This window comes from Candidatus Hakubella thermalkaliphila, from assembly GCF_013281975.1.
Lineage (GTDB): Bacteria > Actinomycetota > Humimicrobiia > Hakubellales > Hakubellaceae > Hakubella > Hakubella thermalkaliphila.
In genome coordinates this window covers 1-24,284 of record NZ_BLRZ01000001.1, presented here as the reverse complement: position 1 = coordinate 24,284, position 24,284 = coordinate 1, and the positions used below count along the sequence as shown (strand labels likewise).

29 protein-coding genes, 1 tRNA gene and 2 pseudogenes are annotated in these 24,284 nt (G+C 47.5%); 23 read left to right on the top strand and 9 right to left on the bottom strand.

Going from position 1 to position 24,284, the window contains the following annotated elements; translation table 11 throughout:
* Positions 1-2: 2 nt before the first annotated feature.
* The 6 genes from HW443_RS00160 (at position 3) to HW443_RS00135 (ending at position 3,868) form a co-directional block, all read left to right on the top strand.
* Positions 3-1,280 (top strand): ABC transporter permease, encoded by a 1,278-nt coding sequence (locus HW443_RS00160; RefSeq protein ID WP_176231706.1) that lies wholly within the window; start codon positions 3-5, stop codon positions 1,278-1,280.
* Between the two features lie 135 nt (positions 1,281-1,415).
* Positions 1,416-2,141 (top strand): YIP1 family protein, encoded by a 726-nt coding sequence (locus HW443_RS00155; protein ID WP_176235206.1) that lies wholly within the window; start codon positions 1,416-1,418, stop codon positions 2,139-2,141.
* Positions 2,138-2,260: a helix-turn-helix domain-containing protein gene (locus tag HW443_RS13710; protein WP_176235205.1), complete on the top strand. Its 123-nt coding sequence runs from the start codon at positions 2,138-2,140 to the stop codon at positions 2,258-2,260. Before HW443_RS00155 ends, HW443_RS13710 begins: the two co-directional genes overlap by 4 nt.
* A gap of 203 nt (positions 2,261-2,463) precedes the next feature.
* Entirely contained in the window at positions 2,464-2,805 is a 342-nt protein-coding gene (locus tag HW443_RS00145) for a BrnT family toxin (RefSeq protein WP_258188929.1), read from the top strand.
* Positions 2,762-3,052, top strand: coding sequence for a BrnA antitoxin family protein (locus HW443_RS00140; protein WP_320411249.1), 291 nt, complete (start codon positions 2,762-2,764; stop codon positions 3,050-3,052). Before HW443_RS00145 ends, HW443_RS00140 begins: the two co-directional genes overlap by 44 nt.
* A 138-nt stretch (positions 3,053-3,190) precedes the next feature.
* The gene (locus HW443_RS00135; RefSeq protein ID WP_176235203.1) at positions 3,191-3,868 is read left to right on the top strand and encodes an RQC-minor-1 family DNA-binding protein; all 678 of its coding nucleotides are present in this window, start codon (positions 3,191-3,193) and stop codon (positions 3,866-3,868) included.
* Here the strand turns inward: HW443_RS00135 and HW443_RS13705 are convergent.
* Positions 3,859-4,131 (bottom strand): annotated as a pseudogene (locus tag HW443_RS13705) (RNA polymerase sigma factor); the annotation flags it as partial. The gene HW443_RS00135 and the pseudogene HW443_RS13705 overlap by 10 nt on opposite strands.
* Before the next feature lie 240 nt (positions 4,132-4,371).
* On the opposite strand from HW443_RS13705, the gene HW443_RS00125 reads away from it, so the two are divergent.
* On the top strand, positions 4,372-5,223 hold the full coding sequence (locus HW443_RS00125; protein WP_308748293.1) for a nitrilase-related carbon-nitrogen hydrolase: 852 nt from the start codon (positions 4,372-4,374) through the stop codon (positions 5,221-5,223).
* Between the two features lie 64 nt (positions 5,224-5,287).
* On the opposite strand, the gene HW443_RS00120 is transcribed toward HW443_RS00125, so the two are convergent.
* Positions 5,288-5,602, bottom strand: coding sequence for a hypothetical protein (locus tag HW443_RS00120; RefSeq protein WP_176235200.1), 315 nt, complete (start codon positions 5,600-5,602; stop codon positions 5,288-5,290).
* Between the two features lie 6 nt (positions 5,603-5,608).
* Positions 5,609-5,995 carry a hypothetical protein gene (locus HW443_RS00115; protein ID WP_176235199.1) on the bottom strand — a complete coding sequence of 129 codons (387 nt, stop codon included), beginning with the start codon at positions 5,993-5,995 and terminating at the stop codon, positions 5,609-5,611.
* Positions 5,996-6,241: 246 nt separating this feature from the next.
* On the opposite strand from HW443_RS00115, the gene HW443_RS00110 reads away from it, so the two are divergent.
* From HW443_RS00110 to HW443_RS00035, 16 genes and pseudogenes are all read left to right on the top strand, one after another.
* Complete coding sequence (locus tag HW443_RS00110) at positions 6,242-7,081, top strand: NAD+ synthase (protein ID WP_176235198.1); 840 nt, start codon at positions 6,242-6,244, stop codon at positions 7,079-7,081.
* A gap of 6 nt (positions 7,082-7,087) precedes the next feature.
* A complete protein-coding gene (gene rsmI, locus HW443_RS00105; protein WP_176235197.1) occupies positions 7,088-7,939 on the top strand; it encodes a 16S rRNA (cytidine(1402)-2'-O)-methyltransferase in 852 nt (283 codons plus the stop codon).
* 69 nt (positions 7,940-8,008) lie between these two features.
* Positions 8,009-9,553, top strand: a complete 1,545-nt coding sequence (gene metG / locus HW443_RS00100) for a methionine--tRNA ligase (protein WP_176235196.1) — start codon at positions 8,009-8,011, stop codon at positions 9,551-9,553.
* Entirely contained in the window at positions 9,553-10,353 is an 801-nt protein-coding gene (locus HW443_RS00095) for a TatD family hydrolase (RefSeq protein ID WP_176235195.1), read from the top strand. Before metG ends, HW443_RS00095 begins: the two co-directional genes overlap by 1 nt.
* Positions 10,350-11,243, top strand: coding sequence for a 16S rRNA (adenine(1518)-N(6)/adenine(1519)-N(6))-dimethyltransferase RsmA (gene rsmA / locus HW443_RS00090; protein WP_176235194.1), 894 nt, complete (start codon positions 10,350-10,352; stop codon positions 11,241-11,243). The genes HW443_RS00095 and rsmA overlap by 4 nt, the downstream gene beginning before the upstream one ends.
* 213 nt (positions 11,244-11,456) lie before the next feature.
* Positions 11,457-11,753: a Veg family protein gene (locus tag HW443_RS00085; protein ID WP_176226143.1), complete on the top strand. Its 297-nt coding sequence runs from the start codon at positions 11,457-11,459 to the stop codon at positions 11,751-11,753.
* Positions 11,754-12,062: 309 nt separating this feature from the next.
* Positions 12,063-12,947 (top strand): 4-(cytidine 5'-diphospho)-2-C-methyl-D-erythritol kinase, encoded by an 885-nt coding sequence (ispE, locus tag HW443_RS00080; RefSeq protein ID WP_176235193.1) that lies wholly within the window; start codon positions 12,063-12,065, stop codon positions 12,945-12,947.
* A gap of 37 nt (positions 12,948-12,984) precedes the next feature.
* The gene (locus tag HW443_RS00075) at positions 12,985-13,788 is read left to right on the top strand and encodes a nucleotidyltransferase family protein (RefSeq protein ID WP_176235192.1); all 804 of its coding nucleotides are present in this window, start codon (positions 12,985-12,987) and stop codon (positions 13,786-13,788) included.
* Between the two features lie 148 nt (positions 13,789-13,936).
* Positions 13,937-14,011: transfer RNA gene (locus HW443_RS00070), tRNA-Gln, on the top strand.
* Positions 14,012-14,424: 413 nt separating this feature from the next.
* Positions 14,425-15,582: an iron-containing alcohol dehydrogenase family protein gene (locus HW443_RS00065; protein ID WP_176235191.1), complete on the top strand. Its 1,158-nt coding sequence runs from the start codon at positions 14,425-14,427 to the stop codon at positions 15,580-15,582.
* Between the two features lie 145 nt (positions 15,583-15,727).
* Positions 15,728-16,684, top strand: a complete 957-nt coding sequence (locus HW443_RS00060) for a PucR family transcriptional regulator (RefSeq protein ID WP_176235190.1) — start codon at positions 15,728-15,730, stop codon at positions 16,682-16,684.
* A 4-nt stretch (positions 16,685-16,688) separates the two neighbouring features.
* Positions 16,689-16,940, top strand: coding sequence for a PucR family transcriptional regulator (locus HW443_RS00055; protein WP_176235189.1), 252 nt, complete (start codon positions 16,689-16,691; stop codon positions 16,938-16,940).
* A gap of 204 nt (positions 16,941-17,144) precedes the next feature.
* A complete protein-coding gene (locus tag HW443_RS00050) occupies positions 17,145-17,432 on the top strand; it encodes a hypothetical protein (RefSeq protein WP_176233023.1) in 288 nt (95 codons plus the stop codon).
* A 36-nt stretch (positions 17,433-17,468) separates the two neighbouring features.
* Positions 17,469-18,806, top strand: a complete 1,338-nt coding sequence (locus HW443_RS00045) for an acetyl ornithine aminotransferase family protein (RefSeq protein WP_176235188.1) — start codon at positions 17,469-17,471, stop codon at positions 18,804-18,806.
* Positions 18,807-18,972: 166 nt separating this feature from the next.
* The gene (locus tag HW443_RS00040; RefSeq protein ID WP_176235187.1) at positions 18,973-19,251 is read left to right on the top strand and encodes a helix-turn-helix domain-containing protein; all 279 of its coding nucleotides are present in this window, start codon (positions 18,973-18,975) and stop codon (positions 19,249-19,251) included.
* A 476-nt stretch (positions 19,252-19,727) separates the two neighbouring features.
* Positions 19,728-19,823: pseudogene (locus HW443_RS00035) on the top strand (transposase); the annotation flags it as partial.
* A 106-nt stretch (positions 19,824-19,929) separates the two neighbouring features.
* Here HW443_RS00035 and HW443_RS00030 read toward each other — a convergent pair.
* The 6 genes from HW443_RS00030 to HW443_RS00005 all read right to left on the bottom strand — a co-directional run bounded on the left by HW443_RS00030 (position 19,930) and on the right by HW443_RS00005 (position 24,229).
* The gene (locus HW443_RS00030; protein WP_176226652.1) at positions 19,930-20,181 is read right to left on the bottom strand and encodes a MoaD/ThiS family protein; all 252 of its coding nucleotides are present in this window, start codon (positions 20,179-20,181) and stop codon (positions 19,930-19,932) included.
* A 19-nt stretch (positions 20,182-20,200) separates the two neighbouring features.
* On the bottom strand, positions 20,201-20,704 hold the full coding sequence (locus tag HW443_RS00025) for an aldehyde ferredoxin oxidoreductase C-terminal domain-containing protein (RefSeq protein WP_176237812.1): 504 nt from the start codon (positions 20,702-20,704) through the stop codon (positions 20,201-20,203).
* A complete protein-coding gene (locus tag HW443_RS00020) occupies positions 20,625-21,980 on the bottom strand; it encodes an aldehyde ferredoxin oxidoreductase family protein (protein WP_176237811.1) in 1,356 nt (451 codons plus the stop codon). The genes HW443_RS00025 and HW443_RS00020 overlap by 80 nt, the downstream gene beginning before the upstream one ends.
* 20 nt (positions 21,981-22,000) lie before the next feature.
* On the bottom strand, positions 22,001-23,251 hold the full coding sequence (locus HW443_RS00015; protein WP_258188926.1) for an aspartate aminotransferase family protein: 1,251 nt from the start codon (positions 23,249-23,251) through the stop codon (positions 22,001-22,003).
* Between the two features lie 96 nt (positions 23,252-23,347).
* A complete protein-coding gene (locus HW443_RS00010; protein WP_176236059.1) occupies positions 23,348-23,665 on the bottom strand; it encodes a hypothetical protein in 318 nt (105 codons plus the stop codon).
* On the bottom strand, positions 23,666-24,229 hold the full coding sequence (locus HW443_RS00005) for an aldehyde dehydrogenase family protein (RefSeq protein WP_176236060.1): 564 nt from the start codon (positions 24,227-24,229) through the stop codon (positions 23,666-23,668).
* Positions 24,230-24,284 lie beyond the last annotated feature (55 nt).

Below are 24,284 nucleotides of genomic sequence, written 5' to 3'. Positions count from 1 at the left end.
GCTTGAGACCTTCGGATCTCTTCAGAATGGTTCTTACTAATCTGAAAAGGATGAGGCTCAGGACAGCCCTGACTGCAGCCGGAGTGATAATTGGAACTGCTGCCATCGTGACTATGGTTGGAATTGGCTCCGGGCTTCAGAAAACAACCCGGGAGCAGTTCGAGAGTGAAGCTACCCTCACTCAGATTTCCGTCTTTCGGGGCTCTTTCTCCAGAGGGGGACCTTTTGTCTCCAGTACCGAGGAGAGCGATGCTCTTAACAAGAAAGCCATCGATAGGATCAAGGACATAGAGGGTGTGGAGGCAGTGGTGCCCAATATTAACGTGGCGATAGATCTTCAGGTGGATGGGGGAGTGAGCAGTGCCTACATTGTAGGTGTGACGGAATATAGTCTGGAGAAGCTGGAGCTAAAAGAAGGCAGGAAGTTCAGGCTCAAAGAGATGGGCTCCATTGTGGTGGGCGATCGGGTGGCCGAGACCTTCTTTAACCCTAAGACCGAAGAGCAGATTAAAGGTATCCAGATGCTGAACAACCTGGGGAGACTGTTGATCTCTCAAGCTCTGGAGACAGGAGAGAGCAAGTCTAAAGTCATGCCGGTGAAGATAATAGGAGTTCTGGAAAGGAAAGGCACCCAGGATGATTACTCTTCCTACGCCCCCATTGATCTCGTGGAGAAGATAGCCACTATTCAGAAAAATGATCCGAGAGTCATTGAGAAAGAAGGGTATGCCTATCTCGACGTATATGTAGAGTCGGTAGAAAAAGTGGATGAGGTGACCAGGGAGATCACTGGTCTGGGCTATACTGCCTTCTCCATGAAACAGCAGTTCAGTTTCCTCAACATCTTCTTTAACATAATCAAGGCCATATTTGGCAGCATGGGGGCCATTGCTCTTTTGGTAGCAGCTTTGGGTATCATCAATACTCTGGTAATGTCTATCTATGAGAGATTCAGAGAGATCGGCATTATGAAAGCGGTAGGTGCCTCCAATGACGATATCACCAAGATTTTTCTTCTGGAGGCTGCGGCCATAGGTCTGGTGGGAGGGATTGGTGGTATCCTGGTAGGATGGGGTGCCGGGGAGCTTATTGATCTCGCGGCTGTATACTATCTGAACACTATCTCACTCGAGCCGGTAGAGGTCAGCCTTTTTTACGTGCCCCTCTGGCTGGTCTTTTTTGCCCTGACCTTTGCTGTTCTGGTAGGAGTGGCAGCAGGAATCTATCCAGCCCGGCGGGCTTCCAGTCTGGATCCTTTGGATGCTTTGAGACATGAGTGAGTTTGTAGTCTTTTGGGCTGTACGGAAAAGCATGTTTTCCAAGGAATCAACTTTTGGTAAGCTGAATCTGGAGAGGGTGCCATGCTTGGCCTCTCTATCTGTTTGGCAATAATCTAGCGGAGAAAAGGAGTGGAAATGCTAGAAAGCTTAAAAGTTATGGGATTTGTTCTAGTCAACCCCCTCAAGGCCTTTAGGATTGTCAAGGACAAGTATGGGTTTAAAATTTATTTCCTTCCAGCTCTCTTGATCCTGATAGGAGTGATTCTCTACACCGTTGTAGTTGGCCCCCTGGAAGCTGAGTTTGGCCAAATGATCCTTAGAGAGCGACTGAAGGAAATGTCGCCGGAGCAGGCCAGGGCGATAGAAATGCAGTTGGAAAATAATCCTCTGGGCAGCTCTTCAGTGATGCTCATCTTCGGCCTGGTCTTCGGAGTTCTGGGTCAGGTAGTCTACTGGCCTTTTATTTCGGCCATCTACCTCCTGTTGGCCATGATCATGAGGGAAAGAATAAATTTTAGCCAGACTCTTACAGTAGTGGTGGTCTCTTCTCTACCACTCCTGGTCAAGAGTATTATAGAGGGAACTTATGTGGCCATTTCGGGACGGTATATTGCCTATCCCGGACTCTCCGGACTGGTGGTAGGAGACCAACTAACCAACGTTCTGAGCCCCCTCGCCTTGACCCTATCCAGGATTGATATCTTCATCATCTGGTATCTCATCGTCCTGGCTATAGGTTTTACTGTTGCCTGCCGTGTGCCCAAAATCAAGAGCGCTATAATGGTGATAGCGGTCTGGATTCTGGGGACTATAGTGACAGTAATACCCGGCGTTCTGGGCTCGCTGGCCTTGGGCGGATGAGATGCAATACAACACTAACAAGAATTGAATTAAATGTTATAACTAGACCAACTATCCAAACCGTGGTAAAAATTGCCACGGGATTGGATGTTTCTTTAGATGATTTGGTAAAATTATAAAAAGTCCACTTGATTTGTTAAAGAATTGTGCAAATCAAATACCATGAGATTGGCATTTGTGGGCTTTCCTGCGGACTGTGCCCAAGTTATCACACCGAAGGCATGGTCTCATGCGCTCAGGTGGGAACCCACCAACTCCAAACCGCGCCCTTCTCATTTCCTGCCGTCTTGACAACCGTATATATTTGATGTATACATGAGATGTGGTGAATCCCCTTGATCAACTTCTCCAATGCACTGGTTTCCAGTGGAATGAAGGCAATGCTGAGAAGAACTGGATCAAGCACAAAGTCAGCCGAGCCGAATGCGAAGAGGTCTTCTTCAATGAGCCACTGCTGGTGGCCTCGGACGTAATGCATTCGGACGCTGAGCCCAGGTTCTATGCGCTGGGCCAGACCGATCAGGGGCGCTTATTGTTCGCGGTCTTTACCATACGCGAAAAGTTGATACGGGTGATCTCGGCTCGAGATATGAGCCGGCGCGAAAGGAAGGAGTATGAACGTGTCCAGAGTGAAGCAGCCGATTCGCAAGGTCCCAAGGTTTGAAAACGAAGATCAGGAACGAGATTTCTGGGCCTCGCACGACTCAACTGACTTCGTTGATTGGCGCCAGGTCGAGCAGGTTAAGCTCCCGAACCTGCGTCCAACGACGCGAACCATCTCGATTCGGCTGCCAGAGTCGATGATCGAAAGGCTCAAGGTTCTGGCGAACAAGCGCGATATTCCCTATCAGTCGCTGCTGAAGATGTTCGTCGCAGACAAGATTGAAGAGGAGTTGCGCTCGGCACGGTAGATCTATGAGGCTGCCCGACCCCTCGCTGCAGCGGACGGCGCTTCGCTCCGCTCGCGCCGCCGCTGGCTTCGATGTCGGTTAGCCTGCTTTGTCGCTTGTGTCCCCTAAGGTCAACGCCAGTTTGCAGCGGGATGGTAGATGGGTCGCAAAGTCCAGCGGATCAGATATCACCTTGACACAAAAGGGATCAAGAACTTACCTTATGACGAGATCAGGGCTATCCTGAGAGGCGCGGATGATCTGATCCTGCGCGGTGGGCGCACTCTCCTAGCGAAAGTGTTGAAGGGCTCGTGCGCCAAGGAGGTGCTGGATTTGGCGCTTGACAAAAGCCCCGTGTACGGCTTCTACCGCGACCTGTCTCCAGAAGAGATCCTGGCGCGAATTGATTGGGTTATTTTGAATGGCTATTTGGCCATTGAGTACGATTATCGTCTGCCGCTGCTGGTGTACACCGAAAAGGGATGGGAAATCGAGAAGGAGACCTATGCCGACGAACTGCTCCGTGGCTTCGATGAGATGCTAGCAGCGGACAACCGCCCCTTCGATATGAGTTACCTTAAGGACAGAAACCGAGGGCTGATCTGGCGCTTATTGGACAAGGTAGAGGCGAGCGGCGACCCCAAGTACATTCCGCTGCTGGAAGCCTGGGAGCGAATTGATTACAAGAAAGTGCAGCAGAGAATTCGGGAAGCCATCAATCATCTCGGCCAGGCGGCGGGTACGGTAGCTTGTCTTCTACTGCTTCCGCTGGTGCCAACGACTCAGCGATCTTCAACATCTCCGCCTCGGACAGGTTGGAGATCATCTCAACCTTGACGTCGCCGACGTACCAAGTGAGACGCTTCCCATAATAGATATGCGGTCAGCGACGCTGGAGAAACTCTGTCTAACGAGATGATGGTGAGACGATGCTTGCGTCGCCGAGTAAGACAGTGGTTCACTGTAATCCGATGCAACCAAGTCGTGAAAGCCCCTTTCGGAGGCTCAAAAGTACACAGCGATCTATGCACTTGGAGAAAGACTTCCTGGAGTGCATCTTCGGCCTCGTCAGCGCTGTCCAATATCAGGTAAGCAGTCTCATAAACTAGGTTCTCCCTTGGATGTCAAGCGAAAGAAAGAATCAGCCAATGACAGGGGGGATTTGTCTAATATTAAGTATGGCAGTGGTGCAAAAAGCAGATTTTTGGGCCAATTTGCCATCCGATTTAGATTCGCAGGATAGGGCCAAATACTGAAATTCGGCCCTTTTGCAGTTTCAGCAGGTATTTTCTCTTAATCTTTACCCAACCATGTTACATAACGCCAAGAGGTAAGTGAAAATGAGAGTCATGCTGGCTCAAGTCGCCCCCACGTTGGGCGATATGACCAAAAATGTGAAGATTCATAGAGAGTGTATAGACCGGGCTATCAATGAGTCTGCCGATCTCCTCCTTTTCCCTGAACTTTCCCTGACTGGCTATTTTGTTCGTGACCTGGTCCCGGAGGTCTCCCTGAGCCTGGAAAGCCAGGTCATGGGGGAGTTTGTTGAATTGAGCAAGAGAATCAGTATAGCCTTTGGTTTTGTAGAGGAGACCAGGGACTTCCTCTTCTACAATTCGGCTGTCTATCTGCAGGATGGTCTTATCAAACATGTCCACCGCAAGGTTTATCTCCCCACCTACGGTATGTTTGATGAGGCCAGGTATTTTGCCCAAGGGGATCGCATCAGAGCTTTTGATACCCGGTTCGGCCGATTTGCCATGCTCATTTGCGAGGATGCCTGGCATCCCTCGGCGGTCTATGTGGCGGTGATGGACAGTGCTGACTATCTATTGTTTCTCTCCAGCAGTCCAGCCAGAGGTGTGGGCAGGCATGCCATATCCAGCGGTGAAGCATGGGAGACCCTAAACAGAATGAATGCTGAACTCTATGGATGTTACGTCTTCTATACCAATCGTGCCGGACAGGAAGAAGGAGTCAGCTTTTGGGGAGGTTCAGAGATCGTCCTTCCCAACGGACAGCTTTTGATTAAAGCCCCCTATTTCCAGGAAGCCTGTCTGGCTGCCGAGGTGGACACAAGAGAGATCAGAAGATCCCGCCTGATTACCCCCATCAGCAGAGATGAAAACATCGACCTCACCCTGAGAGAACTTATCAGGATTTATGAGGAGAGGTTTGAGGGGAAATACTAACCCTCTTCTGTTTTAGTCCACAACTTTAATAGATGGGCTAAATTGCACTAAAAGGTTGTAGCAATTAACAGGAGATAGCCTTCTCAGATATGGTATCGTAATACCACCACCAATGATTATGAGGAAGCAGGAGTCTACGGCGTTTCATCACAGGGTTGTTCAAATTCTGCCAAACGTAATCTATGTTCTTCCTCAGAATGGCATCGAGCCTGTCCAACTTTTCCAGCTCCCGGGGTGAGAGCTGAGACTTTACTTCTTCAAGTAGGTCTCGGCCATCCAGGACATTATCCATTTCCGGAGCAAGCGTGTTTATCTCATGTTCTTCTATGCGGTGTACATCTTGTTCCCAATCTTCGAGTAGATCTTGCGCAATTCCCATTGGTACTCACTCCTTGATGATAACTACATTGAGATGTTCTTCGAAATACCGACGTCCTCTTTTGATCCGCCAGAAACCTGTTCTTACACCATGCTCAATTTCGTAGATCAATCCAATATTGCGAAAAATCTTGCCAAGTGCTTGAACGCTGTCAGCATAAATACCGATGTTCTCTCTATTCTTGTGTACATAAAAGTATATCACTTTCTTGGGTGTGTCGAGGAGGTAGCTCTGAAGTTCCATAAATTGTTGGGGGCTGAGCACTATTCCTGTTTGTCTCACCCAATCGCCTCTGTGCTTATTATACTCCTTGCGTTCATATGGAGCATCTGGCCAGGACGATTTCCTGATAGTGTCTATAATCTGTTTCTCTGAAAGGATTGGTTTACGCATAAGCATATAAGCTCCCTTTGCGATTTCAGAGCAAAGATGTTGCGATATGTGGCCTAACCCGGGTGCAACTATAACATATATATGTCTTTAAATAAATACGTATATAGATAAAAGTGTGACCTTCGATGGAGCGAGGGTGTGTTTCGGCTACCGACACTCAAAGTCAAACTCTCCACACATATTTCCCCTTCCACAACTGATATAATTGGTATAATCTAATACTGCCAGGTATGGGGGAGCTAAAGGATGTTAGATCTTAAGGTAGAAGTAGATCTTACTGTGAATACTGATCTGGTGAAACAGATACTGACTGATTTTGTGCGGTCGGAGACCCACCGGGTGGGCTTTGACCGGGTGGTAGTGGGACTCTCGGGAGGTGTAGACTCCTCGCTGTCCACCTTCGTCGCGGTGGAAGCTCTCTCCAAAGAAAATGTTGTTGCTCTTATCATGCCCTACAAGACCAGCCGTAAGGAAAGTACCGACGATGCCAGGATGGTGGTGGAGCTGTTAGGTATTGATAGCAAGGTTATTGATATTACCCCTATGGTTGATGTCTACTTCGCCATGCTTCCTGAGACTGATGAACGCCGCCGGGGCAATAAAATGGCTCGGGAGAGAATGAGTATCCTTTACGATCATTCAGCGGCTCTGGGGGCTCTGGTTCTGGGTACCAGCAACAAAACGGAGCTCCTTTTGGGCTATGGGACCGTTTACGGAGATATGGCCTCGGCCATAAATCCTCTGGGAGATCTCTACAAAACTCAGATCCGCCAGGTGGCCAGGGCCTTTGGTGTGCCCGAGAAGATCGTAGCCAAAGCTCCTACTGCTGACCTGTGGATGGATCAGACCGATGAAAAGGAGCTGGGGTTTACCTATGAGGATGTGGATAAGCTTCTCTACCTCATGGTGGACAAGAGGTATGATCGGGAGTCTCTGGTGGAGGTGGGCTTCCAAAAGGAGTTTGTCAACCGGGTCTACCAAATGGTCCAGCGTTCCCACTACAAACGGCGGCCTCCCCTTATTGCTAAGCTTTCCGGACGCACCATTGATCGGGAATTTCGCTACTCCAGAGATTGGGGTGTCTGATCCTAGATGTCCCGTCAGCAGTCTGGCAAACTCTATGTGTGCGCAACGCCTATTGGAAATCTGGAAGATGTCACCCTCAGGGTTTTGAGAACTCTAAAAGAAGTTGATCTCATCGCGGCCGAGGATACCAGGCGGACCCGAAAACTTTTAAGTCATTATGAGATTAAGGCCAAACTCATCAGCTTCCACAAATTTAGCCAACCGGAAAAGAAGATCCAAATTGTTGATGAGATTTTATCCGGCAAGAAAATAGCCCTGGTCTCTGATGCCGGGCTTCCCGGGATATCTGATCCGGGTCATGATTTGATTCAGGGCTGCATCGAAAACTCCGTGGACATCGAGGTTCTGCCCGGCCCCTCAGCTCTCCTTTCAGCCCTGGTCATCTCCGGTCTCCCCACAGACAGATTCCTTTTTGTGGGATTTGCTCCCCGCACAGTTGCCAGAAGAAAGAAATTTTTAGGAGAGCTAGTAGATGAGGCCGGAACTCTCGTTCTCTTTGAGGCTCCTCACAGGATAAAAAAGTTACTGGAGGATCTTCTGGAGGTTCTGGGCAACCGTCGGATCGCTATTGTCCGGGAATTGACCAAAGTTCATGAGGAGGTTCTGCGAGGCCAGGTGAGCGAGATGGTAGAAGTTTTCCGGGAGAGAGAGCCGCGGGGAGAATTTGTGGTAATTGTCGAGGGTAGAAAAGAAGGGAACATTCCCACTCTCCAAGATCAAGAAATTGTGGATAAAGTTAAGGAGATAGAAGACAGGGGGATGTCAACCCGGAAAGCTATCGAACAGGTAGCCATGAGGTATAATGTTTCTAAGAACTGGGTTTACGACCTGGTAGTCGAGGATAGGCGAGGAGGGTGATTTCGGTCCCGTTTCGCCGCCTGACCGCTAGTGGTCGTCGGCCTTCAGTGGAGAAGGTTTAGGAGAAAAATGACTCAGAAAGTATTCTATGTGACTACTGCTATACCTTACGTTAACGCCAAACTTCATCTGGGTAACCTTTATGAAGCCATATTGGCTGATTTTCATGTCCGGTACCACAGGATAAGGGGAGAGGACGTTTTTTTCCTTACCGGGACAGATGAGCACGGGCAGAAGATATATAAGAGCGCCATACAGAGCTCCATGACACCCCAAGAGTTCGTAGACAGGATGTCTGCCGAAGTTCGCCGCCTGTGGGATCTTTTTCAGATCAGCTACGATGACTTCATTCGCACTACCGAGTCCAGACACGAAAAGGTGGTCCAGGAATGGTTTACCCGGGCCAGGGAAAAGGGGGACATATATCTGGGGAACTATGAAGGATGGTACTGTGTGCCCTGTGAAACTCTTCTCCTTGAGTCTCAGTTAGTGGAAGGAAACTGTCCCGACTGCGGACGTCCGGTGGAGAAGGTCAGAGAGAGCAACTACTTTTTCCGTCTGTCCAAGTTTCAGAAGCCTCTGTTGGCTTACATCGAAGAGCATCCGGACTTCGTCCTTCCAGAAATTCGCCGCAATGAAGTGATCAGTTTGATTAAACAGGGGCTCAACGATATTAGTATCTCCCGTACGGCTATAGACTGGGGGGTGGAGATACCTTTCGATCGGGAACACGTCTCCTATGTGTGGGTGGATGCCCTCATAAACTATATCTCCGCACCAGGGGCCTTTTCTGATCAGGACCGGTTTGTCACCATCTGGCCGGCTAACTATCACCACATCGGCAAGGATATTCTGAAATTTCACGCGGTTATCTGGCCAGCCATGCTCATGTCCGTGGGGTTGGAGCTGCCCCAACACATTGCCGTCCATGGCTGGCTCTTGAGTGAAGAGGAGAAGATGTCCAAATCCAAAGGGAACATCCTGGATCCTGATGAGCTCTCAGAGAGATATGGAGTGGATGCCCTGCGCTACTTCTTGCTGCGAGAGATATCCTTCGGATTAGACGGTTCTTTCTCTCACGAGATGATGAAAAAGAGATATAACTCTGATCTTTCCAACGATATCGGCAATCTTCTTAGCAGAACGGTGGCCATGATAGAGAGGTATTGTGACGGCCTCATCCCTCCACCTACACTCTTTGAGGACATTGATGAAGAGTTCAAGATGAGATGGTCCGATACCAGGCGCTCTGTGGATGAAAAAATGGAGCTATTGAACTTCCGAGAAGCTCTGGACGATGTCTGGTTTTTTATAAACGCGGTCAACAAGTACCTGGACACTACGGCACCGTGGTCCTTAGCCAAATTTTCCGATAAGAAAGAAAGAATGGACACCATTCTCTATAACGTAGCGGAAAGCCTGAGGCTGATAGCCCAATTGATCTTCCCGGTCATGCCTGCATCAGCTCAAAAGATCTGGGATCAGTTGGGAATAAGGAGAGAGATAGGCCGGAGTACGTTGCCAAAAGAGGGCAGATGGAGTCTTTTGGAGTCCGGCCTCTCTGTGGGCAAGAGGTCGCCTCTCTTTCCGCGCATCGAGGAAGAGGCGGAATAGTGCTATCTGAGGACATTTCGGATCTGGAGAGCCGAGACTATTATATCGATACCCATGCTCACCTGGATATGATCAAGGAAAAGACACCCCAGGAGGCTGTCCAGGAGGCCGAAAGGGAGAGAGTCAGGATCATTCTCAATATCGGTGCTCACCTGGAGGCCAGCCACCAGGCAGTGGAGATGGCTCAAAGTTTCCCTAATGTCTTTGCTACCATGGGAGTTCATCCTCACGATGCCCGATTTCTCACCCGCAAGGCCGTTGAAGAAATGAGGAAGCTCTGTAAATCTCCCAAAGTTGTGGCCGTGGGTGAAACAGGTCTTGATTACTTCCGCAATCTCTCCACCCCTGAAGAACAGAGGCAGGCTTTTATCTGGCAGATTGAACTGGCCAGAGAGCTGGAGCTTCCTCTTGTGGTGCACGACCGGGATGCCCATAAGGATATAAAAGGAATTCTCAAGTCAGAGGAAGTGAAACGAGGAGTTCTTCATTGCTTCTCGGCCGATGAGGCCATGATCGATTTCTGCCTGGAGCAGGGGCTACACATTTCCATCACTGGCAATATCACCTTCAAGAATGCTCAGCGCCTGAGAGGCATGGTGAAGAAAATACCCCTGGACATTCTCATGTTGGAGACGGACTGTCCCTTCCTGGCACCTCATCCCTTTCGGGGCCAGGAGAACTACCCCAAGTACATTCCTCTTATCGCCAGAGCTGTAGCCGAGGCCAAAGGTATAAGCGAAGATGAGGTAATGCGGCAGACTACTGAGAATGCTTTCCAGTTGTTTGGTTTTACGGCATGAGAATTGTCAATCCCAGCGTGACCAAGGAGTTACTTAAGCAATACCGCGTTACCCTGCGCAAGAGATTAGGACAGAACCTCCTGGTCGATCCTAACATTTTGGATAAGATTATTGAGGTGGCCCAGATCCGGGAGGATGACTGCATTTTGGAGATTGGCCCCGGTCTGGGAGCTCTGACCCAGGAGCTGGTCAGGCGGGCCAGGCGGGTAGTGGCTGTCGAGTATGATAGAAAATTATGTCAGATTCTGAAAGAGATCTTTGCCAGCACCCAAAACCTCCTCGTCATCAATGCTGATCTCCTGTCTCTGGACCTGGCCTCCCTTGCCCAGGAACACACCCTGACCAAAGTGGTCTCTAACTTGCCCTACAATATTGCCTCTACGGCGGCTCTCAGAATAATGGAGGAGTGTTCTAACATTGCTGAAATGACGGTGATGGTTCAAAAAGAAGTGGCCGAAAGGATGGCAGCCAGCCCTGGTTCTGCTGCTTATGGCTCCTATACCCTTAAACTGAGATATTTCGCTCAGGTCTTTCCGCTTTTTCAGGTACCCCGAACTGTTTTTCTTCCTCCTCCCGGGGTGGATTCAACGATGGTTAAGATTGGAAGGGATACTTACTGGCAGAAGGTTTATCCCGTCCGAGATTTCCTTTTCCGGATTATCGAGCTGGGGTTCGGGCAGAGAAGGAAGAAGTTAGTTAATTGTCTTTATTCCGGATCTGCTTTACGGCTCTCCAAGGAAGACGTTGTCCAGGCTCTGAACTCGGCCGGCATTGATATTTCAGCCAGAGCTGAGGAGCTTTCCCTGGAGAAGTTTGTGCAGTTGGGCCAGGCTCTTTGGCCTCTTTTGCACCAATCGAGCACCCGGTTCAACAATAAAAGTCCTGATTAAGTGATAGTTTTACCTTGTCCTGACTGCTACCGCGGCAGGTGATACGAGCAACTGGCATGTGTGCAAAGGTAAATATAGTTTTCTCTTGCCCAAACCGCTGTTCGGCACCCCATGCCCCCGTGGGCCACATGGAAGAGACTGCCACTTGACTTCTCCCTCTACTTAGTATATAATATCACAAATATACCTTAAGTCAGGAGGAGGCAAGAGTTAATGCCGGTCGTTAATGGCCCTCATGTTGATGTGATAGATCGGATCAAGGGGGATCTGAGCAAAATGGTAGGGCAGAGAGTTAAAATGAGGGCTAACAAAGGAAGAAAGGTTATCGTAGAAAAAGAGGGGACTATCGAGGAAGTTTATCCAAACCTTTTTGTTATGAGGCTGAACGAGGCGGCCAATAGGTCAAGTCGAGTGTGCTACAGCTACGTGGATATTTTGACCAAGACGGTTCAGCTCTCCTACTTTTCAACAGGAGAAAATGCTCTGCCCTGGCTTTCTAAGCTTAACTAATTCCCCGCCGAGAAGTCCTCTTCCGTAAGGGAGGGGATGAGAGGCGGTTTTCCCCTGTTTTTTCTGTTGGTTGCATGATATAATATACTCCTAAAAGCTACCGCAGGAACTGCGGGAAGTAACGCCTGGGGAGACACGCTGTGTGTCGCTGAACCAGGAAGCTTCGCCCGTAAGGGCCAGGTAGTTCACCTGATTGGAAAGCGTTGTTTGCAAAAAAAGCACAGTTAACAGGCACAGTCCTTTTGACTGTGCTTTCTTGTATTTTCTAATCTATTGCACCTCCTCTCCATTGGCTATACAATATACCCCATGAGGATAATTACTAAGGCTTATGCTAAGATAAATCTCTTTCTGAACGTCCTGAGGAAAAGGCTGGACGGATACCACGACATAGAATCCATCATGCAGAGTGTGAGTCTACACGATCAGCTCCTCTTCGAGAAAACCGAGGAGGGCATTTTTGTATCCTCCGATAACGGTGGCCTTCCCACGTGCGAGAAGAACCTGGTAGTCAAGGTCGCCGAGTCTTTTCGAAAAAGGTATCCCCAGAAGTGGGATGGCGGAGTATCCATCCATATTATGAAGAATATTCCCATAAGTGCTGGTCTGGCAGGGGGGAGCACTGATGCAGCAGCTACCATCGTCTCCCTTAGCAGACTATTTGACCTGAACCTCTCTTATGAAGAAATGAAGGAGATCGCAGAGGATGTAGGTTGTGATGTGGCCTTTTGCCTGCGGGGAGGGACCGCTCTGGTTCGGGGCAAAGGGGAAGTAGTTACCCAGTTAGATCCTCTTCCGAAAACCTGGATTGTTCTGGCTACCATTCCAGGGGAAGTATCCACCAAAGAGGTTTATGACCGTTTTGACCAGATAGGACATCCCAGTACCACCGATATCCACACTTTCATAGAGGGTATGTACCAAAGCTTTAATGGTAGGGTATATCAGGAGATGGAGAACGTTCTGGAAGGAGTAACCGCGACCCAATATCCTGCCATCAGGGAGATAAAATCTTTAGCTTTGAAGAAAGGCGCCGCAGCAGCCGTAATGTCGGGAAGTGGGTCGACCGTCTTTTGTGTCTGCTCTTCCTTGAAAAAGGCCCAGGAAGTATACGGCGCTCTGGCTTCCCACGTGAGAGATGTCTTCATCACCAGTACTGTAGACAGGGGTCTGGAGATGGAGGTCATGAAGTGAAAGAGAGTTCACGTAGTCACCATACAGGGACCTGACTATGGTCAAAGCTCAAAAAAAGATCGATGCCGTGATCCCGGCCGGCAAGAGCGAGATTAGAAAAGTTCACGATTTTGGAGCCAACGATAAAGCCCGATTTCCTCTCAACGGCAAGCCTATGGTGGAGTATGTGGTCGAAGCTGTTAGAGCGTCTGAGCTGGTGGGACAAATTGCTTTGACGGTTCCTGTAGGTACGGACTGCAGTAGGCTGGAAGACAAGGTGGATAAGATCTTCTTCACCGATCGGCCCCTGGTGGAGAATATCGAGATGGCAGTCCGGTATCTCTTGGACTCGGACTATATCCTCCTAACCTCCTCTGATCTTCCTCTTCTTGACAGTGGGGTAGTCGATTCCTTTATCAGCCAATGTCTGGCAGGAGGCGAGGCGGATTTGTACTACCCCATTACGAGGAAGGAGGAGCTGCTCAAAGAGTACCCGCAAACTAAGAGGACCTTTGTCAGGCTGAAAGAAGGATCTTTTACCGGCGGCAACTTAGCCCTGGTAAGGCCAGAGATCATCCTCAATAACCTGAAGGTTTTTGAGAGACTTTATGATCAGAGGAAAAGTCCCTGGGGTATGGCCAGGATCCTCGGGCTCAGCTGCGCCCTGAAGTTAGTGGTGGGTATTCTTACCATAGAGGAAGCGGAGAAAAGGGTGTCCAAATCGATCAGGGGCAGAGGTAAGGCTGTCATCACCAGGGAGGTGGAGATAGGCATGGACGTGGACAAAAAGGAAGACCTTATCCTGGTGAGGAACGTACTTTCCATGCGGGAGAGAAAAGAGATGCCTCAGGTCTCCTGCTAGAGTTCTGGCAAAGAATTACTGGTGAAACTGCAAAAACCACATTTTTTCATCAATTCATCGCTAATTTAGCTTCCCCAAAATTTGATTCTTTCCGCTAAAGATTGTATCATTTTAAAAGATGCCTCACCTCCACCCTTTGTCTAACTGCTGGGGAGTGGTGTAAGGGTAGCACGTCAGACTTTGGATCTGAAGACTGCAGGTTCGAATCCTGCCTCCCCAGCCAGATAGTATGTGGTGTTGCCCATCTGAGACGAAGTCCTTGAGGAAGGCATGTCCAAGCCTAACCTCTTGGATTCGGCGCGCGAGTCTCTTGAAGACATAGAAAAACGGGTGTTTTCGCAAAAAGGTTCAAATTTCAGTATCTGTTCCCATTCTGCGAATCTAAATGGGACGGCAAATTGGCCCAAAACATACTAATCTGGTTTTTGCAGTGCCGCCAAAATTAGTCAAGGCAGGCACTTCTGGAAAAATCCTTCCACAGTTAGAACTATCTCACTAGTTTCTGTAAGTAGATCTCGCAATATTTCTACGCCTCTTTCTCCAGGAAAACAACCAGCGACATTTAGTTTATAATTAGAAGTAATCCTATCCGTCCTTACTGTAACACTGGGGACAAAATCTGGAGAAAGGGAAGAGGTGTCTGGATTGCTTACGGAATACTTTCTGCCCCCAAAGATTATTATGGGCAACCATAGCCTCGATCGTGTTGGCGATGAGGCCAGAAAATATGGCTCCAGGGTCATGCTGGTCTGTGGACAAAGGGCCATGCGAGAGTCGGGTACCCTGCAAAAGTGTCAGAGTCTCCTTGAATCGAAAGATCTTGAGGTGATCCTTTTCGATCAGGTCAAGGGTGAGCCAGATCTGGATTTGGTCAGAGAGGGTCTCACCCTGGCCAGAGAAGAGAAGGTAGAGGTGGTCATAGGTCTGGGCGGGGGAAGTGCTATAGATGTGGCCAAAGCTGTAGCCGGGCTTTTCTATCTGGAGGGTGAAGTGGAGGAGTACCATGATGGTAGAAAGATAGAAGGTCCGGGCATCGCTTTTATGGCCATCCCTACTACGGCCGGAACAGGAGCTGAGGTGACCAACAACTCCGTTCTGACTAACCAAAAGACCAGCCTCAAACAGAGTATCAGAAGTCCCCTTTGGTATGCCAGGTGCGTCATTGTCGATCCTACTCTGACTCTGAGCATCCCACCGGCGGTCACGGCAGCGACTGGCGCCGATGCTCTGGTCCAGGCTATTGAGGCCTACTCCTCCAGTCGGGCTCAACCTATCACTGATGCCCTGGCAGCCCGGGCCATTCAGCTTTTAGGAGCCAACCTGGCCAGAGTTTACAAAAACGGTCAGAATCTAAAAGCCCGGAAGGATATGTTAGTAGGAAGTGTGCTGGCCGGTATGGCCCTTAGCAATGCGGGTCTGGGAGCGATTCATGCCCTGGCTCACCCCATTGGTGTGCAGTTGGATCTTCCCCACGGTCTCGTCTGTGGTATTTTGCTGCCCAGTGTAATGGAGCACAATCTGGAGTGTGCTCAGGAAAAGTACGCTCAAATAGCTGGCCTTTTGGGGGTGGATATAGTAGGCAGCTCTCCTTGGGAGGCAGCTCAGTTGGCCATCCAGAAAGTTAAGGCCGTCCTGAAAGAGGTAGAGATTCCCGAGGATTTCAGGGGGTTTGACCGTAGGGCCTTGAATTACCCTGAGATTATCTCCTACGCCCTATCCTCCAATTCCCTTAAGTACAACCCGCGGAAGATGGAAGCTGAGGATCTGAAAGAGATTTTGGATGAGGTAATGTAGATTGGTCTCAAAAGTCCCCACAAACTCGTAATGGGAAAGTTTTACCTCCTAACTTGTGCTTCGAACCTGCCAAGTGCCCAACAAACAAGGGTAGGTGTTACAAAGTCTGGACTCTGGAAAGTAGCTGATCAAGGTAGGATGATAGATGGTGTGCACTGTAGGATATCTCTACCAAAAAGGGGTTCTCCAACCAGCCGAACTTGTAGCTGGGTCCTCAGGGTTGGACAATTTGGTGAGTTGGCTCCATGTGGTAGAGATATTTGACGATCTAAGTTTGTTCCATGGCCAGGAAATAGTTTTCACCACGGCCTTTGATGTAAGGGACGATCCCTGGCAGCAGGCAGAGCTGGTAAGGGAACTGGCCGGACGGGGTGTCTCTGCCCTGGTGATCAAAAAAGGATACTATCTTTACACCATCTCGCCTCAGATGAAGGAAGCAGCAGACAGGCATTCTCTTCCTCTTTTTTCCGTATCTCTGGACACAGATCTCATGGCCCTGACCCGATCTGTTTCTCGTTGCCTTCTAGAGCAACAGCTGCAGAGAGATATGGCCTCCAATTTTCTTTCCCAACTGTTGGAGGGAGATTTGGCAGAGCCGGTCACTGTGGCTCAAAGGGTACGTTCTTTGGGTATTCCCACCGGTATCTTCTACTTTATCCTCCAGGTAGATCTAGGAAATGTGAAAGCTTTTCTGCAGAGTTCTCCTCATTCGGAAGAAATTGAGATGGCCCGACTGCAGAGCAGAATAGCCGAGCTGGTTCAGACCGTCTTCCCCGAGCACCGCTATCCGGTGCCTTTATGGTACCGGGGAGATAACTTTGTTCTATTGGTTCCCTGTACTGATGAAAATGAGGAAACTCCCCTTACCTTGGCAGAAGCTCTTCGGCAGAAAATGGAAGCTTCCCTGGTTCCTATTACGGCCACGGTGGGCATGAGCAGTTGTTTCAAAAACCTTTTGGAAGCCTCCCGCTACCTGAAGGAGGCTTCTCTGGCTATCGAAATCATCCGGAGGATCAAAGAAGGGGATCAGGTGACCCCCCCTTTCCCAGTTACAGCCTTATTCTATTCTTCTGAGCATAGCCGATGGAGAAGAAGCCCGTAACTATGTGGCTTCCCTGCTAGGCCCATTGGAAGCAGCCGATAAACAGCGCCGCGGTGATCTTCTCTCTACCCTGCAGCTTTTTTTAGAAAGCGACGGGAATGTGAAGCTGACAGCTCAGAAACTGTTTGTGCACCGCAACACCCTTCGCTATCGACTTCACCAGATTGAAAAATTGCTGGGTCATACATTGGATTCCTCTGCTTATCGCTTCTCCCTACAGCTGGCTCTCTATTTGCGAAACCTTCAGTCCAGGTAAGTTTTGTCCTGCAACAGGGTAAATCCGGGTACTTATGCTTCTTGCACAAATAAGATCGTGCCTGGTGGCTCTATCTTGTTTGCCTAGGTTTTGTTATTTTTGTTTTGGGCGCAAGTGGCTGAATAGAGGGATCCGAGGTGAAAATGGTAATGTCCTAAGATTCCTGTAGATTCTGTCAAAATTATGGTAATTAGGGTGACGGGAGTGAAATCAGAAGAAGGTATCGAATACACAATATCTTATCCTTACACCCATTTTATCACTGAGGAGGAGAGGCTGGAGATATATAAAAAGTTCGGGACAATAAATATCTGGGTCGGTTTGCCGGCGATCGTGGGAGCGAAGATGTGTGTGGAAGGAGAAGCGGAAAAGGGTGTAATTGGCCCTGAATGTCTTGACCCAATAAAATTCTTGAAGAAAATGGCGGATATGGGTGCCCCTGTGAAGTTTCGCGAAACAGTTTCTAAGGAAATAATCATTTCCCAAAAATAGAAAAGTAGGTCTTGCAGATATTTAAAGGAGGGAAAGATGACGAAGAAAATACCAAATATCGTAACACCGCCACCGGGGCCAGAAGCCATAAAATGGATAGAACGTGATGAAGAAACGATGGCTCCTTACAATAGACCCTTTTACTATCCCCTTGTGGTAGCTGGTGGAGAAGGAGCCATTATACGCGATGTTGATGGAAATGAGTATATCGATTGGAACTCTGGTTTGGGAGTTTTGAATGTCGGGCAATGCAATCCAAAGATAGTTGAGGCCATGACAAATAAAGCTAAGAGCTTCATGCACTATTCTTATACCGATTTCCGATTTACGGAACCTGTTGAATTAGCCGAGAGATTAAATAAGATATTGCCAATGCAATGCAAATATTTCTTTGCCAACAGTGGCACCGAAGCCAATGAAGCAGCCTTTAAGATAGCCAGGCACTTTACAAAAAGGCAATTGTTCATTGGCTTCATTGACTCATTTCATGGAAGAACCTTTGGAACAATGGCTTTTTCATCCACATCTCCTGCACAGAGACGCCATTTTCACCCTTTGATGCCCGGCGTAACCCTAGTTCCTTACCCATACTGTTATAGATGCCCATACAAGCTTGAATACCCGGATTGCAACCTATGGTGCGTTGATTTTATAGATGAATGGGTTTTGCAAAAGTTTGTACCACCAGAAGAGGTTGCTGGCTTCTTTTTTGAGCCCATTGCTGGAGAGGCCGGGTATATAGTTCCTCCTCCTGAGTTTTTCCCTAAGTTAAAGAGGCTGGCCGATAAGTATGGGATTTTGATGATGGCTGATGAGGTTCAAGTTGGCTGTGGGCGTACTGGAAAGTTCTTAGCTATAGAACATTGGAATGTAGTTCCAGATATGGTAACTCTTGGTAAGGCAATTGCCGGTGGACTTCCACTGTCAGTTGCAGCGCCCAGAAAAGACGTAATGGATTTGCCGCCTGGGTCACATTGCGTAACAACCGGAGGAAATCCTGTTTCATGCGCTACGGCGTTAGCTTTTCTTGACATACTTTTAGAAGAAAGACTGATGGTAAAAGCAACCCAGCTTGGAGACTATACAATAAAGAGACTAAAAGAGATGCAGGAAAGGTACGAAATTATAGGGGATGTAAGAGGAAAAGGACTGGCAATCTGCATCGAGCTTGTTAAGGATCGAAAAACAAAGGAGCCTGTAGATAGTAAGTACTTCGCGGAAAAGATGTTTAGGAAGGGAGTTCTAATGGTTTCCGGGGGTGTAGGGGTTAGGATATTCCCGCCACTTACTATCCCTAAAGAGATGATGGATTCTGGCCTTGAGATACTTGAGTCAACAATAAAGGAGGTAGGCGAGGAATTCCATAAACTCTAGAAAAAGGATATAGAAACAGCTGTGCTAAAGCAGAAAATCCTTAGAGCAAATCTTAGCTCTCAAATAGATCGGGTGCTAGTGCCCTTTCTCATAAATACTATATTGTATAATGGATGAAAGATGGTATAATCCTTCCTGCAGAGATACAGTTTGAGGGGAGGGAAACATGCCAAAGTCTGTTCATCTCCGCTGGCCAAGCGCCCAAGAGAGAAAGGAGCTGGAACGATGGGGAAGGTCTCGAAGCATACCGGTGGGGCTTTGGAAGAGAGCCATTCTCATTTTGGATATTAGCCGAGGTCGCAAATTGCCTGAGGTAGCCAGAGAAATTAAACTTGATGCGGTCAATGCTCGCAAATGGATACACCGATTTAATGAGCAGGGCTTGCCAGGACTTAAGGAGAGGGAGGGGAGAGGAAGACCGTCTCTTTACGAAACTTTTTTATAAAGATTATAAGGGAATAAAAATTATTAAAGAGCGTAAGGAAAAGGTCTTTGGTATCTTCAAGAGGAAATATTCCACATATATAGTAATGCCTTCTATGACGAAACAGACCCAAAATTGGACTTGACCTTTGATCTATCCACCGCTTACAGAAGTAATTATTCTTATTTGGTTATGTCCTAAAATGTCCACCAATTATACTCGACAAAAAACAGATAATCGAGCCAAAAATCGAACAAGGATAGAGTTTTGAAGTCGATTTTGGAGCTTTTGAACGCCATTCCTCAGTATTTGTTGCCATAAACGGTGTGAAATGTGCCAAAGATGTCTGGGTAACAGATGGGGATAAGGTAACCATTTCCCCCTTTGTAACCGGTGGTTAACAGCACAGGCTAAACATAAGATGTACCAGCGAGTGCCGGCAGTCTTCTTGCGGCAGGGGCATTGGGTAAAAATTACCTAAACCAAGGCGTTTCATAGGAGTTAACAACAAAATCAAAGTCATTAAACGGAGATGTTATGGTTTCCATGATCTTACTTACTTTATGCTTAAGATCAAACAAGGTTTTACTTAAGTTTACCCACTAAAAATGGAGAAGAACCTAAAATTTTTAGAAACGTTCCATCACAGCCATTTCAGTTCCCCCTTCCTCTATTTTGTTATTAGACTTTTAATGTACATCAACCTCCGCTTATAATAGGTAATATTTCTACTAGATCACTGTCCTTGATTTGAGTTTGCAACCCTTCCATAAATATGCAATTTCTTCCATTGATAAGGATCGTTTGCGCTTCCCTAGAAGAGATTTTTCCCCAATCTTTCGCTATTCTTTTTGTAAGCTCTTCTAAGGTTATTTGCCCCTCTATCTTTAGATTTAGTTCCTCTTTTCCGACAAGTTCCTTAGCTCTACCGTATAATTTAATCTTCACCATTTGTTTTATTGTAATAACCTCATCTCTCTATTTTTAACCTTTCTAAGGTCTCTTTCGTCGGTTTTCCATCATGATCCCATCCTCTAATCGCATAGTATTCATCTAACATCTTATCGAAATCCGCTGGCGTAATTTTCCACCCAGTGTCTTCTCTTGGTTTCCTAAAGCGCAAAGGCAGTTGGTCATCCTTTCTGGAAAAGCCTTCCCTCACATTAAAGAGCCTGGTGAGATTATAAATGCGCTCTCCCGCTTCCAAGAACTTCTCTTCATCGATCTTCCAGCCGAGCGTGTTTAAAGCTTTTATCGATAGATCCACGAACTTAGCGGGATCACCGGTCGTGTTTCCGGGTATGTTATCGCACCCTATCAAAGACCATAAAGCACTATTTCTATCCTGCAACTCTTTAGTTAACTTTGCCTTCCCGGTTATGGTAAATGGATCGTCAAGTTCTGCAACTATCGTCCATGCTCTTAAGTGATCTCCCCCCGCGATCCGCCGTGGTGTAAGCCAAAGCCATACCAACGGGACCCCGGACGTCGTAGCCGGGAATCTCTAACCCCTTGATCTGTACAGCATGGCCTTGAAGCCCAAGTTTCTCAGCTGTTCTCATCAACCCCTCAGCTAGAGTGTCTCCTATGTCCTTTCTTTGTCCGATCATTTCTACGAGTTTAACTTGACCTGCCGAGTCGCCATAGTTCAGCCTATAGTCGATCAGGCCTTTTTCGGAGCATTCCATAACAAATGCGGTTATATTACCAACCGAAATGGTATCCATTCCATACTCGTTACAGAGCCGAGCAACCTTTGCTATGGTTCCTATGTCTAGCTGCATACAATTGGGGCCGTTTAATGCTACGGTTTCATACTCGATTCTATCTAAATCCAGGCCCGCAAAGGATCCTGTTTTTACTTTGATGTGAACACCACAGGCAACGGGGCATAGATAGCACGTGCTTTTGCCAATTGTCACCTCTCGAAACGCATCCTCAGAGACTTTCTCGTATCCTTCGATATATCCTTCCCTAAAATTTCTAACAGGAAGAACCTTTGCCTCTGCAGCTAGCTGCATGACTGGAAGGTTTCCACCTAGACCTACTCCTGGGATCACTTCACTTTTCAGGTATTCTATAAAGGTTCTGCGAAGTTGTGCGGCTGCATCTCTAAATTTCTCCGCAACAAGCTCCTCCGGAGTAAATTTTCTCTTAACAACTATTGCCTTGAGGTTCTTTGAGCCCATTACAGCTCCAAGTCCTCCTCGGCCGGCGACTCCAGCCCTTTGTCTTTTGGCAGGATCGTTTATCACGCATGCAAATCTGATCAATCTTTCCCCCCCAGGCCCGATGGTGGCTACGCGAAAGTCTTTAAAGAGGGCGTCAACCTCATAGGTGGTCTTGCCTGCCAAATCTTTGGCATCTTCTATTGAAATCTTGTCTCCGTCTATTTTCAGGTAAACCAGGCTATCGGCTTTACCCTCAACGATGATGCCGGTGAATCTGGTTTTTGCAAGCTCAGCCCCAAACCAGCCCCCGGCATAGCTGTCTGAGAAAGTACTTGTGAGTGGAGACTTTGAGGCAATAACATGCCTAGAATATACGTTGAAAATTCCTGTAAGTGGCCCGATGAAAAACATAAGTTTATTCTCAGGGCTTAGCGGATCTATGCCAGGTTTAAGCTCTTTGTAAGAGTAATAGGCAGCGAGTCCTTTCCCCCCAATATACTTTTCTAAAATTTCTGGTGATATTTCTTCTTCCCTGAATGATCTGTCAGATAAATTAACGCGTAATAAGAGCTTTTTCATTTTCCCCCCCATAATTTTTGCTAAGTAATTTGAGAGAGAGATTGATCGAGTATCTTTGCAGCTTCATCTACATCTGCCTTACCTATTGTCAAAGGAGGCGCAATACGGATTACATTACCATACAGACCACCTTTACCAATGAGAAGGCCTCTTTTCTTTGTTTCTTCAAAGATCTGTAGGACTAGATCTGGAGCTGGCTCTTTATTTTCCCTCACTATTTCTAAGGCTTGCATCAAACCCATGCCTCGTACGTCCCCTACTATGGCATATTTTTCTTTTAAGTTCTCTAATTTATCCCTTAGGTAGCTTCCGACTACTTGAGCATTCTGGGCTAGATGGTCCCGCTCTATTATGTCTAGAGTAGCCAGGGCAGCAACACAAGCCACTGGGTTCCCCCCAAAGGTTGAAATATGGGAGCCGCTAAGGCTATTTGCTACTTCTGAGGACGCAGTTGTAATCCCGATAGGGAAACCATTCGCTGTACCCTTAGCAAAAATCATTATGTCGGACTCCACACCCCAATGCTCAATGCCAAACATTTTAGTTCCCGTCCGCCCCCAGCCGGTTTGGATTTCGTCACATATAAACAAGCCACCGTATTTCCTTATTATGGGCACAACCTCCTGAAAATACTCCTTAGGCGGGGTTATGAACCCCCCAATACCCTGAATAGGCTCGGCGATAAATCCTGCAATTGCCCCACAAGTGGTAGTCTTAATCAATTCTTCCATGTCCTTGGCGCATTCTAAATTACAACTGGGGTACTCTCTACCAAAAGCACATCTATAACAGTAGGCATTATGGGCATGTTTTATGCCGGGTATCGCTGTATCCATCAATCTCCAGTTTGAATGAGCAGTAATATTCATTGCCAAAAGGGTGCCCCCGCTGTAGCAATGCCTCAGCGCAATAATATCTCCTTGTCCTGTATACAGTCTCGCCAGAATGACAGCAACTTCGACCGCCTCAGAACCACTATTGGTGAAAAAACTCTTTTGTAACTTTCCTGGAGTCATCCTTGCCACTCTCTCGGCCAAGGAGACCATGGGTATATTGGGATAAAGTGTTGAGGTATGCCCTAACTTGTGTGATTGCGCGGCTATTTTTTTGGTTACCTCTTCGTTGCAATGACCTACACTGATGGTCAGTATTCCTCCAAAAAAATCTAGATATTTTCTTCCTTCAATATCATATAAATATTGTCCTTCCCCACGGTCCATTACGATTGGCTCTTCGTAATAGCTAGCCACACAGGGAACCAAGTAATTCAAGTGCTTCTCATAGACCTCATTTGCTTTTATAAATGATCACTCCTTTTCCGGTATACCAACGACCTATTATTTGCGGATTGCTCCCAATCTATCTATTCATAGAAATCTTTTTTCTTCCATCTCTACAGCCTTCTCCAAAACATCAGAATAACTTGCCCCCTCCGCCAGTTCAGTTTTAAACGCATAATCATCCGGATTTATATTAAAGGCAAAACAAGCCTCAATTGCATCAGTGATAACTTCGTAGTACGCTCTTTCAACCTGTACTATATTCTTTCTATTCTCCTTGGCAAAAGAGAGCAAAACATCTACATCCTTTATGTATTTCCGAGACAAATCTTCGTAGAACTTTGCCGAGTCTTCTTCAAGCTTTTTAGCAAAACTGATAGCTGCCGAAGCCGTATTTATTTTCATCTATAACCATCTTTGGATCACGACTTTGCTTTCAGTAAAGAAACGAACAGCCTCTTGACCTTGTGTGTGTAATATTCCGAGGAACGAATCCTTCATGCCACTGAACGGGAAGAATGCCATAGGCGCTACTATGCCAATATTTATGCCAACATTACCGCTGGTAATCCTGTATTGAAATTCCCTGGCATTCTTACCACTTGAGGTAAAGATAGCATTGCCATTACCAAATGGACTGGCATTACACATTTCTATGGCTTCATCCAGATTTTTCGCCCGCATAACACTCATTACTGGGCCAAAGATTTCCTCAGTGCCTATTTTCATATCGGGGGTAACATTCTCAAAGATAGTCGGACCGAGGAAGCACGTTTCAGGATAGTTGCCAGCAATTTTTATATCTCTTCTGCCATCAAGTCTGAGTTTTGCCCCTTGCTGGATACCGCTTTCTATATATCCTATGATTCTCTCTTTCTTCTCTTTATCACGCACCGGCCCCATTTGAACTGATTCATCAAGCCCGTTACCAATGACTATCCTGGAGGCTGCATCAGCAACTGCATCCATAAGGATCAGGCTTCATACTGCACCTCGTTTCTTCTTTTCGCCGAACACTTGCTCC